The organism is Pigmentiphaga soli, from assembly GCF_039541095.1.
In the GTDB taxonomy this organism is placed as follows: domain Bacteria; phylum Pseudomonadota; class Gammaproteobacteria; order Burkholderiales; family Burkholderiaceae_B; genus Pigmentiphaga; species Pigmentiphaga soli.
The window spans coordinates 164273-178702 of the sequence record NZ_BAABFO010000003.1 but is presented as its reverse complement, the minus strand read 5'-3'; the positions used below and the strand labels follow the sequence as shown (position 1 = coordinate 178702).

Annotated in this window: 12 protein-coding genes and 1 pseudogene; 11 read left to right on the top strand and 2 right to left on the bottom strand. The window is 66.6% G+C overall.

Annotated features, from left to right (window positions below; all coding sequences use genetic code 11):
• Nucleotides 1-121: 121 nt before the first annotated feature.
• Nucleotides 122-1057 carry a LysR substrate-binding domain-containing protein gene (locus ABD927_RS04480; RefSeq protein ID WP_345246742.1) on the bottom strand — a complete coding sequence of 312 codons (936 nt, stop codon included), beginning with the start codon at nucleotides 1055-1057 and terminating at the stop codon, nucleotides 122-124.
• A 100-nt stretch (nucleotides 1058-1157) separates the two neighbouring features.
• Between ABD927_RS04480 and ABD927_RS04475 the strand changes: the two genes are divergently transcribed.
• The 9 genes and pseudogenes from ABD927_RS04475 (at nucleotide 1158) to ABD927_RS04435 (ending at nucleotide 10734) form a co-directional block, all read left to right on the top strand.
• A complete protein-coding gene (locus ABD927_RS04475) occupies nucleotides 1158-3260 on the top strand; it encodes a hydantoinase/oxoprolinase family protein (protein ID WP_345246740.1) in 2103 nt (700 codons plus the stop codon).
• Nucleotides 3257-4996: a hydantoinase B/oxoprolinase family protein gene (locus ABD927_RS04470; RefSeq protein WP_345246738.1), complete on the top strand. Its 1740-nt coding sequence runs from the start codon at nucleotides 3257-3259 to the stop codon at nucleotides 4994-4996. The genes ABD927_RS04475 and ABD927_RS04470 overlap by 4 nt, the downstream gene beginning before the upstream one ends.
• A gap of 85 nt (nucleotides 4997-5081) precedes the next feature.
• On the top strand, nucleotides 5082-6068 hold the full coding sequence (locus ABD927_RS04465) for a Bug family tripartite tricarboxylate transporter substrate binding protein (RefSeq protein ID WP_345246736.1): 987 nt from the start codon (nucleotides 5082-5084) through the stop codon (nucleotides 6066-6068).
• A gap of 40 nt (nucleotides 6069-6108) precedes the next feature.
• Nucleotides 6109-7275 carry an aminotransferase class V-fold PLP-dependent enzyme gene (locus ABD927_RS04460; protein WP_345246735.1) on the top strand — a complete coding sequence of 389 codons (1167 nt, stop codon included), beginning with the start codon at nucleotides 6109-6111 and terminating at the stop codon, nucleotides 7273-7275.
• Between the two features lie 203 nt (nucleotides 7276-7478).
• Nucleotides 7479-7565: pseudogene (locus ABD927_RS04455) on the top strand (DUF3597 family protein); the annotation flags it as partial.
• A gap of 104 nt (nucleotides 7566-7669) precedes the next feature.
• On the top strand, nucleotides 7670-8314 hold the full coding sequence (locus ABD927_RS04450) for a diguanylate cyclase (protein ID WP_345246733.1): 645 nt from the start codon (nucleotides 7670-7672) through the stop codon (nucleotides 8312-8314).
• A gap of 153 nt (nucleotides 8315-8467) precedes the next feature.
• Nucleotides 8468-8785 carry a co-chaperone GroES gene (gene groES / locus ABD927_RS04445; protein ID WP_345246731.1) on the top strand — a complete coding sequence of 106 codons (318 nt, stop codon included), beginning with the start codon at nucleotides 8468-8470 and terminating at the stop codon, nucleotides 8783-8785.
• Nucleotides 8786-8821: 36 nt separating this feature from the next.
• Nucleotides 8822-10441 carry a chaperonin GroEL gene (groL, locus tag ABD927_RS04440; RefSeq protein ID WP_345246729.1) on the top strand — a complete coding sequence of 540 codons (1620 nt, stop codon included), beginning with the start codon at nucleotides 8822-8824 and terminating at the stop codon, nucleotides 10439-10441.
• A 104-nt stretch (nucleotides 10442-10545) separates the two neighbouring features.
• Nucleotides 10546-10734: a hypothetical protein gene (locus ABD927_RS04435; RefSeq protein ID WP_345246727.1), complete on the top strand. Its 189-nt coding sequence runs from the start codon at nucleotides 10546-10548 to the stop codon at nucleotides 10732-10734.
• Here the strand turns inward: ABD927_RS04435 and ABD927_RS04430 are convergent.
• Nucleotides 10718-11929, bottom strand: a complete 1212-nt coding sequence (locus tag ABD927_RS04430; protein WP_345246725.1) for a GGDEF domain-containing protein — start codon at nucleotides 11927-11929, stop codon at nucleotides 10718-10720. The two genes, ABD927_RS04435 and ABD927_RS04430, sit on opposite strands and share 17 nt — an antisense overlap.
• Before the next feature lie 354 nt (nucleotides 11930-12283).
• On the opposite strand from ABD927_RS04430, the gene ABD927_RS04425 reads away from it, so the two are divergent.
• The gene (locus tag ABD927_RS04425) at nucleotides 12284-13174 is read left to right on the top strand and encodes an MBL fold metallo-hydrolase (protein ID WP_345246723.1); all 891 of its coding nucleotides are present in this window, start codon (nucleotides 12284-12286) and stop codon (nucleotides 13172-13174) included.
• 74 nt (nucleotides 13175-13248) lie between these two features.
• Nucleotides 13249-14430: a hypothetical protein gene (locus ABD927_RS04420; protein WP_345246722.1), complete on the top strand. Its 1182-nt coding sequence runs from the start codon at nucleotides 13249-13251 to the stop codon at nucleotides 14428-14430.

Sequence of the window (14430 nt, the reverse complement as noted above, 5' to 3'; positions counted from 1 at the left end):
CCTTTGCGCCGGGTGCTCGCGCGGTCAAGGCGCCCGGCTTCGGCGAGCACAGCAAGCCCGCCCTGCGTCAGTATGGGGAACCGTCTACGTGACAGGGGTGCTTACGTCGGGAGCTGGCAACCTATTGGCCGTTGCTGCGCAGCCAGTTGATGAACGAGCAGATAGCGCGATCGCTCTTGAGTTGCTCCCGGCACAGAAAATAGTAGGCGCCCGCGCTCTTCTTGGCGGCCGGCAAGGGGCTGACAATATCGCCATTGGCGCCGAACGGCCCATCAAGAAATATGGTCGGTGCCAGCGCCACGCCGTGACCGGCCCTGGCTGCCTCGAGCGCCATAAAGAAGTGGCCGAACTCCAGCGTGCGCGCGTTTCTGGGATACCGCGCATCGACGCAGCGGAACCAGTCGGTCCATGCCTTGGGCCGCAGCGCAACGTGCAGCAGCTTGTAGTGCTTCAAATCGGCCGGGGTAGTCAGCGGCTTGCTCTGACTCAGCAGTTTCTGGCTCAACACCGGAACTAGCACCTCGTCCCAAAGATGCGCGGCGTGCACGCCGTGCCAGTTCTTGACGAGGGGCTGGGGCACCTCGGGCTGGTCGATTTCATAGGGCGTACCCGGCATGGCGCCCAGCCGGATCGCCACATCGATGTCGTCGCGTTCGAAATCGGCCGGCTCGTTCGATGTCGTCACGCGAATATCGATGTGCGGATAATTCCGCGCGAATTCAGACAACCTCGGAATCAGCCAGAAGGTCGCCAACGATTGCGGGGCGCTGACGGTCAGGCTGCGTTTGGCGTTGGGCGACTGGGATGAGGCGCGCTCGATGATGTCGAGCGCCGCCTCCACGGCGCTCTGATAGCGCACTCCACGTGGGGTGAGCGCGACTTTGCGGATCGAGCGCGTGAACAAGGGGTAACCCAGCGCCTCTTCCAGTGTCCGGATCTGTCGGCTTACGGCGCTCTGGGTCACGTGCAACTCCTCTGCCGCCAACGAAAAACTCCTGTGACGCGCCGCCGCTTCGAAGAAGCGCAGCGCCAGCAGAGGGGGCAGATGGCGTTTCATATGGATGAGTCTGAGGCATGCATAGACCAAGAATAAATCATTTGTCACATATACGACACGATTCCTAGACTGCATTACCGCAACAGAGACGAGACCGGTAATGCAGTCAGAAAAAACCTGCCGCATGGGCGTAGATATCGGTGGCACATTCACCGACATCGTGCTGATTGAAGACGACGGCACCCTATACAGCAAAAAAGTATTGTCGACCCCGCACGACTACAGCGAGGCGATTCAGCAAGGCGTCACCACTCTGCTTGCGGAAATCAACCGTTCGCCCGCTGCGGTGCGCGAATTCGCGCACGCTACCACCGTCGCCACCAACACCATCATCGAACGCAAGGGCGTGCGTTGCGCGCTGGTGACGACCAAGGGTTTCCGCGACGTGCTCGAATTGGGCCGGTATCGCACGCCGCGCCTGTACGACATCACTTTCAGGAAACCCGAACCGCTGGTCGAGCGTCGTTTTCGTTTTGAACTGGACGAGCGCATTGGCGGCGACGGCTCAATCGTCAAGCCGATCGATATGCAGGAATTGGAAGCACTGGCCGCTGAAATCGAGAAACTCGATATTCAGGCCGTCGCCATTACGCTGCTCAATTCCTACGTGAATGCCACGCATGAATGTGCAGTGGCCGAATTCCTCACCAAACGGCTGCCGCATCTATCGGTATCCGCCTCGACGCAACTACTGCCGCAACTCGGCGAATACGAGCGCACCAGCACCACTGTCGTCAACGCCTATATCCGGCCGATCGTCGAACGGTACGTATCGTCGCTGCAGCGCCGGCTGGATGACATCGGCGTGCGCGCGCCGCTGGGCATCATGCAATCCAGCGGCGGCATGGCGCCGGGCCGGGTCGTCGCCGAGCGCCCGATCTACATCATCGAATCCGGTCCGGCCGCGGGCGTGCTGGGCGGCCAGCGGGTCTGCACCCATGCCGGCCTGGGCAACACCATCGTGTTCGACATGGGCGGCACGACCGCCAAGGCCACCATCATCATCGACGGCCAGTTCTCGCTTTGCCCGGAAACCGAAGTCGGCGGCGGCGCCGCACTCGGCCAGCGAATGATAAAGGGCGGCGGCTTCGCGGTTCAGGTCCCGACCATCGACATCTCGGAGGTCGGCGCAGGCGGCGGCAGCATCGCGGCGGTGGACGCGGCGGGCGGCATCCAGGTCGGCCCGCGTAGCGCGGGCGCCGCGCCCGGCCCCATCTGCTACAACCGGGGCGGCGAACAGCCCACCGTCACCGACGCCAACCTGCTGCTGGGCTACCTCAACCCTGACGCCCTGGTCGGAGGCGAACTCAGCCTCGCCTACGACAAGGCGAAGCAGGCGCTCGATGCCCTCGCCAGACAACTGGGCGTCTCCTGCGAGGAAGGCGCCTACGGCATCCACCTGATCGCCAACTCGACCATGTTGCGCGCGCTGCACGGCGTATCGTCCGAGAAAGGCATGGACCCGTCCAGCTTCGGCCTGTTCGCGATCGGCGGCAACGGGCCGGTGCACGCCTGCACGCTGGCCGAGACCTCGGGCATGAACACCGTGATCGTGCCCCCCGTGGCGGGCCTGTTCAGTGCGCTGGGACTGCTGTTCGCCGATGTCGAGCACCAGCTCGTCCAGGCCTTCTACCGGCGCACCGACAAAGCAACCGTGGCAGAGCTGACGGCCGCGCTGGAACCGCTGATCGAGGAGGGCGTGGCGCTGCTCGCCGCCGAGGGGTACGGGGACGAGAACCGCCACATCCAGCTGCTGGCGGACGTGAAATATGCGGGACAGACTGCGCCGCTGCCGGTCGAGCTGCCCGCGCTGCCGCTGCCGGCCGACACCCTGGACCAGTTGCGGACGCGATTCGAGCACGAGCATCGCCGCACCTTCGGCTACGTCACCCAGGGCGAGCCGCTGCAAATGATCGCCTTGCGCGTGGTGTGCCGCGGCGTGCTGGACACGCCCCGCATGCCCCCGTCGCTGACCCGCGGCCGCAATGCCGAAAAGGCGCGCATTGCCCGCAAGGCCTATTTCGGCCAGCCGCACGGCTGGCTGGACACCGCCGTCGTCGACCGCCAAGCGCTGCCGACGGACGACCGCATGATGGGCCCCCTCATTATCGAAGAGTACGACACGACGACCGTCGTGCGGCCGGGGTGGTCCGCGAGCCGCGACGGCGCCAACAACATCGTAATCAAGCGAGTGCACGCATGAACACGCCCCCCCTTTCCCGCCCGACCAAGATTGATCCGATTCGCCGGGAACTGCTGAAGAACGCCCTGGTGACGATCGCCGACAATGCGCTGGTGATGGTCGTGCGGACGGCCCGCTCGGCCAACGTCAAGAACAGCATGGACTTCTCGGCGGCCATCTGCGACGGCGAGGGCCGCCTGGTCGGCCAGGGCATGTCGGTGCCGGTGCACCTCGGTGCGATGATGCCTGCCCTGCGCGGCTGCCTGGACTACTTCGGCGACGACATTCAACCCGGCGACGTGCTGGCCAGCAACGACCCGTACTCGGGATGCAGCCACCTCAACGACATCTTCACCTTCAAACCCATCTACGCAGACGGCGTGCGCGTCGGCTTCATCGGCCTCATTCTGCATCACACCGACTTGGGCGGACGCGTGCCGGGCGGCAATGCCGCCGACAGCAACGAAATCTTCGAGGAAGGCCTGCGTATTCCGCCTAGCAAGCTGGTCGAGCGCGGCACGCCCAACACGACGCTGATGCGCGTCATAGAGTTCAACAGCCGCGTGCCGCAGCGCGTACTGGGTGATCTGGCGGCGCAGTTGGCCGCGCTGAATCAGGCCGAGCGGGACATGAACAAGCTGCTCGAGAGCTGGACCGCCGACAGCTACCAGGCCTATACCGACGACCTGATCGACTACGGCGAGGAACTGACCCGCGCCAGCATCCGCAAGCTGCCCGATGGCGAAGTCGAGTTCGTCGAATGGAACGACGACGACGGCGTGCATGAAGGCCCGTGCAAGATACATGTGCGTCTGACCAAGCGCGATGACGAAATCATCTGCGACTTCAGCGGATCGCCACCGCAGTCGGGCGGCGCCGTCCATTGCAACTACGCCTTCACCGCCTCCTGCGCCTACGCGGCCATCCGCACTTTGCTGGACGAGGCGGTGCCCACCAACGCGGGCATGTACCGGCCCATCACCGTGATCGCGCCGGAAGGCACGATTGTCAGTGCCAAGTTTCCGGCGGCGCTGGGCTCGCGCGGGCAGATCGGATACCGCATCCGTTCCATCATGCTCGGCGTGCTGGCCGAGCTGACCCGCGACCGCATGCCTGCCGGCCCTGGCGGCTCCGAGTTCGGCATCGCCGCAGCCGGCCTCGACCAGGAGGGAAAGCGCTTCCTCCACCTTGAGTTCCACAACAACACCGGCAATGGCGGCGGGCCCGTCCACGACGGTCAGGACGCCGGACCGAACTGCATCGGCAATATCGCCAATGTGCCGGTCGAACTGGTCGAGGCGGACAATCCCATCCGGATCGAGGAATACGCCTTCCTGCCGGACACCGGGGGTGCCGGACGGCTGCGCGGTGCGCTCGGCGTCGTCCGCCAGTACCGCTTCCTGGTGCCGGACGTGCTGGTCCAGGTGCGCTCCGATCGCTTCAAGACTCGCGCTTGGGGCTTCAAGGGCGGCGAAGGGGGCGCGCATGCCCGCGCCTTTCTCAACCCCGGCACGCCGCATTGCGAGGCGCTGCCATCCAAGTTCATCCGCGTGTTCGGTGCCGGCGATGTCTTCCGCGCCGAAATGGCCGGCTCGGGCGGCTATGGCCGGGCCGTCGAACGCGAGCCCGAGCGCGTCCTGCAGGACGTGCTGCAGGGCAAAGTCACCAGCGAGCACGCACGCAGCGCCTACCGCGTCGTGATCACTGAGCAGTTGCAGGTCGATGAAGCGGCCACCCGGGCGCTGCGCGCCGGCTAGCTGCGCCGATCCATTCCGTCACGGCGCAGCTCCGGCTGCGCTCCGTTCCGTGCAGTCAATGTTCTCGATCGCCAAGGAATCCCCCATGAAAGGCAACTTCACCCGTAGGTTACTCATCTGTGCCGCCAGCGCCGGTGCTTTGTTTCACTCGATGGGACTGGCTCAGGCGGCCGAGGCCGACTACCCGTCGCGCCCTATCCGGCTGATCGTACCGTTTGCGACCGGTGGCGGGGTGGACCTCCTCGCCCGCGTGTTCGCGAAGGACTTGGGTGACCGGCTGGGTCAGTCGGTCGTCGTCGAAAACAAGGCCGGCGCCGGTGGCAACATCGGCATGGGCATGACGGCCAAGGCGCCTGCCGACGGCTACACCATCGTCATGGTCAGCAGCACATTCGTCATCAATCCCTTTCTGTACGCGTCGGTACCGTACGACGCCAAAACCAGCTTCGCGCCTATCATCAACCTGGTTGGCGCCCCCACCGTGCTGGTCGCCAATCCGAAATCCGGCGTGCAGTCCGTCCAGCAGTTGTTCGACATCGCCAAGCGCAAGCCCGACTCCCTCAACTACGCCTCGGCCGGCATCGGCACCTCGCAGCATCTGGCAGGCGAGCTGCTGCGCATGTCGGGCCTGGAATGGGCCCACATCCCCTACAACGGCGCCGGTCCCAGCGTGGCGGCGGTGCTCAGCAACGAGGTGCCGTTCGGCTTCTCCTCGCTCCCCGCCGTGTCCGGCCACATCAAGACCGGCCACCTGCGCGCGCTGGCCGTTACCACCCGCCAGCGCGATCCGTCGCTACCCGACGTGCCCACCTTCGTCGAGGCAGGCTACCCCAAAGTGGTGGTCGAGTACTTCCAGGCCCTGCTGGCGCCCGCCGGGACGCCCGCCGCCATCGTAGACCGGCTCGCCCGTGTCTCCAACGACATCCTGCGCTCGCCCGAGATGGCCAAGCAGATCTCCGACATGGGCTTCACCGTCATCGGCGGTACGCCGGCCGAGTTCGCGGCCCAGATCGATTCGGAACTGATCAAGTGGAAGGAAGTCGTCGCGGCATCCGGCGCCAAGGTCGAGTGACCGGCGCCAACCTCTCCATACACTCACAGCGCCCAACACCATGACCCAGCCCATCACCGCATTTCGCAGCCACTTTCCCGTTTTCGACGAGATGACCTACATCGACGTAGGCAGCCGCTCGCCGTTGCCGAAACCGACCTTCGACAAACTCGACGCCTATCTGCGCCAGTGCATGCTGGGACAGATCGACAAGTCGAGATTGTTCGAACTGACGGAAGACACGCGTGCCCGCTTTGCCCGCCTGATCCACGCCGAGACCGAAGAAGTCACCTTCACCAAGAACATCTCGGAAGGCCTGAACGTCTTCTCGTCCTCGCTGAATTGGCAAGCGGGCGATAACGTCATCATCTGCCCCGAACTGGAACACCCCAACAACGTCTATCACTGGCTGGCGCTCGCCCGCCGCGGCGTCGACGTCCGCACCGTAGCGGCGGCGAACGGCGAGATTCCAGTGGACGACATCATCGCCCGCATTGACAGCCGTACCCGCGCCGTCAGCGTATCGACCGTCACCTTCTGCCCAGGCTTTCGGACCAACCTCAAGCTTCTCGGGCAGGCCTGCCGCGCGAGCGGCGCATTGCTCGTCGTCGATGCCGCGCAATCCATCGGCATCTTGGACATCGACGTCCACGCGCTCAACGTCGACGTGCTGGCCGCCTCCACCCAGAAAGGCCTGCTCGCCCTGTACGGCATGGGCTTTCTGTATGTGCGCCGCGACCTGGCCGAAGCCATGACGCCCGCCTATCTCGCCCGCTTCAGCGTCAAGCTCGACAGTAGCGATTCCCACGAATCCGACCTCGGCGACGGCGCCATCACGTTCATGCCGGGCGCCATGCGCTTCGACCTGGGCAACTACAACTTCCCAGCCGTCGTGGCCGTCCACAACTCGCTGGGCCTGATCGAGGAGCTCGGCATCCAGAACATCGATCGCTACGTCAGCCAACTCACCCGCACGTTCGCCACGGCGCTGCGCGAGATCGGCGTGGCGGTGTTCGGCCGCGAGGAAGCCGACCTGGCGCACACCGTCAGCGTGGGCAGCTATGGCGTCGACCGTCCGGACGTCACGCGGCTGTTCGAAGCGCTGGATGCGAACAAGGTGCGCGCCTGCATGCGGCGCAACATGATTCGCTTCACCCTTCACGCCTACAATAACGAGAACGACATCGACAAGGTGATCGAAGTCGCAAGCAAGACCTTGAGACGCTGAGGCGCCAGGGAGCGGGCAGGGGTGATCCCCCCGCAAAAGCGATGCCGGGCCAGAGCAGCTACGGCGGCTTCAAGGGCGAAGATCCGCGCCGCCAGGTCCAGGACCCGGGCCGCAACGACGTCAAGAAGAAGGGGGCCTGGGCCAGTTCCCCGCGCAGGCGGTCGAGCGCGAGGGCGGCTTCGCCGCGGCTGGTTTCCGGAAGCACGACCGCCATGAACATCTGGCTGCACAAGCAGGTGATGCGCAAGCTGGCCGGGAACGGCGGCAAGGTCCCCGACGACTTGAAGTAACCGCCCGGCGCCGGCCACGCCCGCAAGGCCCACTTGCCGGGCGGGGCCGATTGCGCGTAGATTTTCCCTAACGGTTGCCACGAGCCTTGAATCAGGAGGTTCACATGGAGATTTTCGACACCGTTTCGGCTCATATCGACGCCGTCGGCCTGCCGCTGTACGCCGTTACCGTGACGGCGGTGGCGCGCGCCGATACGCCGGTGCTGCTGATGCTGCACTGGCACGGTTTCCGGCGGGAGACTTCGGTGCGCATCCCCGGGGTGGAACTGCCCCCGCGCGCCGTGCCCGGCTCCGCGCTGCAGATCAACACCCGCTGGCATGCGGTCGAGGCCCTCGACCAGGCCTTGCTGGAAGCCGCGTGGCGCTTCGGCGCCTGGGACGTCGAACGCGTGGAGCGGCGGCCCTGCGGGCAGCTCGGCGCGTCGGCGGGCGAGGCGCTGGCCTGCCGCCAGGCCTTCGGCGACTACGACGGCGACGACGGCCGGCACCTATTGTCCGAGGCCCCCGACCGCGGCGAGCTGATGCAAATGGCCGCCGCCAAGGGCTACCTGCGCTGGCTGTTCCGCCCGCGCAAGGGCGGCCTGTGGGACGGCGTGCCGGAAGACGACGCCACGCTGGCGGCCGACGGCGGCCGCGAGCCGCCTTGTCCTGTCGGCCCCCGGCCGCCACGCGGCGCCGGGCCGGATCCCGGCCGCACGGTCTACCGGCTGGGGCGGACGGATCACATCATTCTTCCAGGTAACCAATAGATACAAACTCATGGGCCCCGCCTCCTCTTGGAAGCGCGCTTCCCGCCCATAAGTTTCGAGCCGCCAGCCCACGCGCGCTGGCGCGCATACGGCGGCGCAGTCTGCGCCGCCGGCCTTCCTTTTGGTGATCTGTCATCGCTCAGGAGATTGAATATGAACATTCGTCCCCTCTACGACCGGCTTATCGTCAAGCGGGTCGAACAGCAACGCAAGACGGCCTCGGGCATCGTCATTCCCGATTCCGCCGCCGAAAAGCCGGAATACGGCGAAGTCATCGCCGTGGGCAGCGGCAAGCTGCTGCAGGACGGCACCCAGCGTCCGCTGGAACTGAAGGTGGGCGACCGCGTGCTGTTCGGCAAATACGCGGGCCAGACCGTCAAGCTCGACGGCGAAGAAGTGCTCGTGCTGCGCGAGGAAGACGTCATGGCCATCCTGGAGGAAGGCCAGGGCGAACTCAGGAAGGCAGCCTGATCCCCGTCAACCATCGTCATCGTGTGAGACCGAATCATGAGTGCGAAAGACGTCAAATTCCACGATAGCGCCCGCAGCCGTATCGTCCGCGGCGTGAACATCCTGGCCGATGCCGTCAAGGTCACCCTCGGCCCGAAGGGGCGCAACGTGCTGATCGAGCGCAGCTTCGGCGCCCCCACCATCACCAAGGACGGCGTGACCGTCGCCAAGGAAATCGAACTGCAGGACAAGTTCGAGAACATGGGCGCGCAGGTGGTCAAGCAGGTGGCCTCCAAGACCGCCGACGTGGCCGGCGACGGCACCACCACCGCCACGGTGCTGGCCCAGGCCATCGTGCAGGAAGGCATGAAGTACGTGGTGTCGGGCATGAACCCGATGGACCTCAAGCGCGGCATCGACAAGGCCGTGGCCGCGGTGATCGACGAGCTGCGCAAGCTGTCCAAGCCGATCGCCACCAGCAAGGAGATCGCGCAGGTGGGCTCGATCTCGGCCAATGCCGACGAGGCCGTCGGCAAGATCATCGCCGATGCGATGGACAAGGTCGGCAAGGAAGGCGTGATCACCGTCGAGGACGGCAAGTCGCTCGAGAACGAGCTCGACGTGGTCGAGGGGATGCAGTTCGACCGCGGCTATCTCAGCCCGTATTTCATCAACGATCCCGACAAGCAGGTCGCCTACCTGGACGATCCGCTGATCCTGCTGCACGACAAGAAGATCTCCAACATCCGCGAACTGCTGCCGGTGCTGGAAGCCACGGCCAAGGCCGGCAAGCCGCTGCTGATCGTGGCCGAGGACGTGGAAGGCGAGGCGCTGGCCACGCTGGTGGTCAACGCGATGCGCGGCGTGCTGAAGGTGGCCGCGGTCAAGGCGCCCGGCTTCGGCGACCGCCGCAAGGCGATGCTGGAAGACATCGCCATCCTGACCGGCGCCACCGTTATTTCGGAAGAAACCGGCCGCCAGCTCGACAAGGCCACGCTGGAAGACCTCGGCAGCGCCAAGCGCGTCGAAGTGCAGAAGGAAAACACCATCATCATCGGCGGTGCCGGCCAGCAGTCGCGCATCGACGCGCGGGTCAAGGCGATCCAGTCGCAGATCGAGCAGGCCACCAGCGACTACGACCGCGAGAAGCTGCAGGAGCGCGTGGCCAAGCTGGCCGGCGGCGTGGCGGTGATCAAGGTCGGCGCGGCCACCGAGGTCGAGATGAAAGAGAAGAAGGACCGGGTGGACGATGCGCTGCACGCCACGCGCGCCGCGGTCGAAGAGGGCATCGTGCCGGGCGGCGGCGTCGCGCTGCTGCGCGCCCGCGCCGCGATCGCGGACCTGAAGGGCGCCAACGCCGACCAGGATGCCGGCATCAAGATCGTGCTGCGCGCGATCGAGGCCCCGCTGCGCGCCATCGCCGCCAATGCCGGCGACGAGCCGTCGGTGGTGGTGTCGAAGGTGCTGGCCGGCAAGGGCAACTACGGCTACAACGCCGCCACCGGCGAGTACGGCGACCTGGTCGAGATCGGCGTGGTCGATCCCACCAAGGTCACCCGCACCGCGCTGCAGAACGCCGCATCGATCGCCGGCCTGATCCTGACCACCGACGCCACGGTGGCCGAGGCGCCGAAGGAAGAAAAGGCGCCGGCCGCCGCGCCCGAGATGGACTACTGATCGCATTCTTGCGATGCATGGGCCCCGCTCCTGGAGCGGGGCTTTTTCATTTCAGGCGAGGCACGGCGTTTGCTGAACTACCGGACTTCTTGAAGGAGACCGGCATGAATCGCGCGAAGCAGACCACCCCCGAAACGAAGCCCGCCGCGGGCGTCCACGGCACGAAGCCCGGCGACCGCATCCACAGCCGCAGCGCCGACCCCGGCCAGAGCAGCTACGGCGGCTTCAAGGGGGAAGACCCGCGCCGCCAGGCCCAGGATCTGGGCCGCAGCGACGTCAAGAAGAAGGGTTGAGCTCCACCGCCGCGCCGTGCCTGGCGGGCAGCGGCACCGGCGGTACTTCCCACGCGGCCACCACGCGGTCGCGGCCCTGGCGCTTGGCCGCGTATAGCGCGGCGTCGGCGCGCCCCATCAGGCTGGCCAGCGTCTCGCCGTGCTGGCATTCGTCCACGCCTACGCTGAACGTGTAGGCAACGCTGCCGCCTTTCAGCAGGCAGGGGGTCTTGGCCAGTTCCTGGCGCAGGCGGTCGAGCGCGGCCGCCGCCTCGTCGCGGCGGGTTTCCGGGAACACGATGATGAATTCCTCGCCGCCCAGGCGGCCGAAGACGTCGCTGGCCCGCAGGCTGCGCGCCACGGAGGCGGAGAAATGCGCCAGCACCTTGTCGCCCGCCGCATGGCCGTGGGTGTCGTTGATGACCTTGAAGTGGTCGATGTCGATGATCGCCACCGAAAGCGGCCGCCCGGAGCGCTGCGCCGCCCGCAGCGCGGCGTCGGCCTGCGCCAGGCAGGCGCGACGCGCGAGGATCCCGGTCAGCTCGTCCAGGTTGGCCATCTGCTCGAGCCGGCGCGCCATGCGGTCGTGGGCCAGCATGACCATGCCGATCGACAGGCACGGCAACGCCAGGATGCCCAGCGCCAGGAATACGATGTTCAGCTGGTTGGATTGCAGCAGCTCCGTCTGCCGCGCCAGGCCCGTGGCGTAGATCAGGCCGCGGAAGGTGTGCCCCAGCCCGCCGATGAAGGCGGCGATGCTGAGGAAGCGGTAGGCGTAGTAGGGCCGCTCGGCCGGGCGGGTCTTGCGGACCAGCCACGCGATCGACAGGTAGACGTAGGCGTGGAAGGCCGACACCAGCACGATGCGCGCGTTGATGTCCTGATCGACGTAGGTCCAGTACCACAGGCCGGCCAGCACCAGCAGCAAGGCGCCGTACTCGGCCCAGACGACGGGCGGCTGGCCGATGAAGCGGCGGCATCCTTGCAGCATCAGCAGGACGGTCAGCGCCAGCGTTCCGTTGGCGCCCAGGATGGTGATGATGGGCGGCCCCTGGCGCTGCAGCGCGAACAGCACGAACGACAGGATCGACAGCATGTTGCCGCCGAACCAGTACCTGACGCCCGGGATCCCGGCCGGCAGCAACGACCCCAGCACCGCCAGGCTCATCAGGGCGGAGAGGATCGTAACGATGAGTATGCTGACCGGATCTGGCATGGAGGCATGTGCGGTGCGCCGCGCCGGAAGACCTGGCGCGGCAGGCCCGGACCGCCGCCGGCAGTGCGCGGCGCGAGGCCGGGGCCGTATGGAACAGGCCGCGCGCCTCGTGGTTCCGAGGTGCCCGCCTTACATTCGATGCGGCCATTCTACCGGTTTGCCCCCGCTTGCGCCCTCGTGGCCTGGCCGCCGGCGAGTGGCGTGCCAGCCTGGCGCGCAATTCATTCTGCTCGAGCGCGAAGCTTTTACAGGCCCGCAGCGCCGGCCGGTGCCAGCCGTGCCCGGCGCCGGCGCCGGGGCATTCGGGCACAGGCGATGCGGGCTCGCAGCCCCCGTTCCCCGTCGGAGCACTCCATGCGACTGCATCACCTGAATTGTATTTCCACCTGCCCGCTGGGCGGCCACCTGATGGATGGACGCGCCGACTGCCTGCTGTGCCGCGGCCGGCTGTGCTGCCACTGCATCCTGGCCGAAACGCCGGCCAGCGGCCTGGTGCTGGTGGATACGGGCTTCGGGCTGCGCGACGTGCACGAGCCGCGCACCCGGCTCAGCGCGTTTTTCCTGGCCATGGTCAAGCCGGAGCTGCGCGAAGAGATGACCGCCAGGCGGCAGATCGAAGCGCTCGGCTTCAAGGCCGAAGACGTGCGGCACATCGTGCTGACGCACCTGGACTTCGACCACGCCGGCGGCCTCGACGATTTTCCCCAGGCCACGGTACACCTGATGGAAACCGAGCGCGATGCCGCGCTGGCCCGCCCCACCTGGCTCGATCGGCAGCGCTTCCGGCCCCAGCAGTGGTCGTCCCGGCCCCGGTGGAAGGTTTATCGCGCCGGGGGCGGAGACCGCTGGTTCGGCTTCGCGCGCGCCCGGCCGCTGGAAGGCCTGCCGGATGACATCGCCCTGATCCCGCTGACCGGCCATACGCTCGGGCACGCCGGCGTGGCGCTGGACGGCGGCGAGCGCTGGCTGCTGCAGGCCGGCGACGCCTACTTCTACCATGAGGAAATGCATCCCGACGCGCCGCACTGCACGCCCGGCCTCAGGTTCTATCAATGGCTGATGGAAAAAGACCGCCGCGCGCGCTTCGACAACCAGCGCCGCCTGCGGGAACTCTGCCGCGACCACGCCGAGGCGGTCGAAGTGTGCTGCGGCCACGACCTGACGGAGTTCGAGCGGCTCGCGGGCCGCAACGCGGCCTGGCCGGCGTCGGCCCGCGGGCCGCGCCTGGCCGCCGCGGCCGGCTAGAGCGGCCGCGGGAACGCGGGTTGCGGAAGGCCGCGCGCCGGAAACGCCGGCGCCTCACTTTCCGGGAGAAACTCATGCCCCTGAACAATCTATGGGACAACCGTGGCGTGCCGCTGGACAAGCAGCGCTTCACGTGGCGCGACATGGTCGGCAAGCCGATCAGCAAGCTGGACGACGACGCCTTCACGCGGGTGCGCATCATCCTGATGAACGGCATCGAGCTGGACGCGCTGCGCATCAAGCAGATGGCGGCGCGCTTCAATGGTCCGCTGCGCGTGCCGCTGGCGCGCATGCGCCGGGTCGAGCAGCACCAGGCCACGATGGTCAACTGGATGCTGTCGGCCGACCATTCGCCGCTGGAAACCACCATTGCCTACGAGCAGGTGGCCATCGAGGTGACGGCCTCGGTCGCGCAGCACGAGCCCGACCCCTACCAGGCGCAGACCTACCGCTTCGGCCTGCTGGAGGATTTCGACCACCTGTACCGGTACAGCGCGCTGCTCGACCGCCTGGAAGGCAAGGACGCCAACAATATCCTGCAGGGCTATACCGACATCGTGCCCGGCCGCCCCACCGCCGAGGAACACCGCGCGCCCGACGACGACGTGCGCGCCCCGTACGACGGCCGCAGCGCGGCGCTGATCACCAAGCTGCACGCCGCGCTGATCACCGCCTCGGAATACCAGACCCACGATTACTACATGAACATCGGCCCCCTGTTCGCCGATCCGCTGGCGCGCGAGCTGTATGCCGAGATCGCCTCCGTCGAAGAGCAGCACGTCACGCAATACGGATCGCTGCAGGATCCGCAGGAAAGCTGGATGGAAAAGCTGCTGATCCACGAGGCCACGGAAATCTACGGCTACTACAGCTGTGCGCAGCAGGAATCCAATCCGCGCGTCAAGGCGATGTGGGAGCGCTTCCTGGATTACGAGTTCGGCCACCTGACCCTGATGCGCGAACTCTACAAGCAGCACGAGCGGCGCGACCCCGACGAGATCCTGGCGGGCGTGATTCCGGCGCCGATCCAGTTCTCGACCCATCGCGATTTCGTGCGCACGGTGCTCGCCAACGAAGTGTCGCTGCGGGCCAAGGGCACCGCATTCGTGCCGAAGGACAGGGAGAGCGCGCTGTCGATCGAGGCGCGCGCCTATCTCAATTCCCAGGGTTCGCCGAGCGAAGCGGTGTCGGCGGGCTACCGCTGGACGCCGGGCACGGAACTGGCCGATTCGATGCTTGCCGAGGAAAGGGGCTGA

Bases quoted from the DNA above. Each gene is read 5' to 3' on its own strand.
- ABD927_RS04480 (WP_345246742.1), bottom strand. From the start codon at position 1,057: ATGAAACGCCATCTGCCCCCTCTGCTGGCGCTGCGCTTCTTCGAAGCG.
- ABD927_RS04475 (WP_345246740.1), top strand. From the start codon at position 1,158: ATGCAGTCAGAAAAAACCTGCCGCATGGGCGTAGATATCGGTGGCACA.
- ABD927_RS04470 (WP_345246738.1), top strand. From the start codon at position 3,257: ATGAACACGCCCCCCCTTTCCCGCCCGACCAAGATTGATCCGATTCGC.
- ABD927_RS04465 (WP_345246736.1), top strand. From the start codon at position 5,082: ATGAAAGGCAACTTCACCCGTAGGTTACTCATCTGTGCCGCCAGCGCC.
- ABD927_RS04460 (WP_345246735.1), top strand. From the start codon at position 6,109: ATGACCCAGCCCATCACCGCATTTCGCAGCCACTTTCCCGTTTTCGAC.
- ABD927_RS04450 (WP_345246733.1), top strand. From the start codon at position 7,670: ATGGAGATTTTCGACACCGTTTCGGCTCATATCGACGCCGTCGGCCTG.
- groES (WP_345246731.1), top strand. From the start codon at position 8,468: ATGAACATTCGTCCCCTCTACGACCGGCTTATCGTCAAGCGGGTCGAA.
- groL (WP_345246729.1), top strand. From the start codon at position 8,822: ATGAGTGCGAAAGACGTCAAATTCCACGATAGCGCCCGCAGCCGTATC.
- ABD927_RS04435 (WP_345246727.1), top strand. From the start codon at position 10,546: ATGAATCGCGCGAAGCAGACCACCCCCGAAACGAAGCCCGCCGCGGGC.
- ABD927_RS04430 (WP_345246725.1), bottom strand. From the start codon at position 11,929: ATGCCAGATCCGGTCAGCATACTCATCGTTACGATCCTCTCCGCCCTG.
- ABD927_RS04425 (WP_345246723.1), top strand. From the start codon at position 12,284: ATGCGACTGCATCACCTGAATTGTATTTCCACCTGCCCGCTGGGCGGC.
- ABD927_RS04420 (WP_345246722.1), top strand. From the start codon at position 13,249: ATGCCCCTGAACAATCTATGGGACAACCGTGGCGTGCCGCTGGACAAG.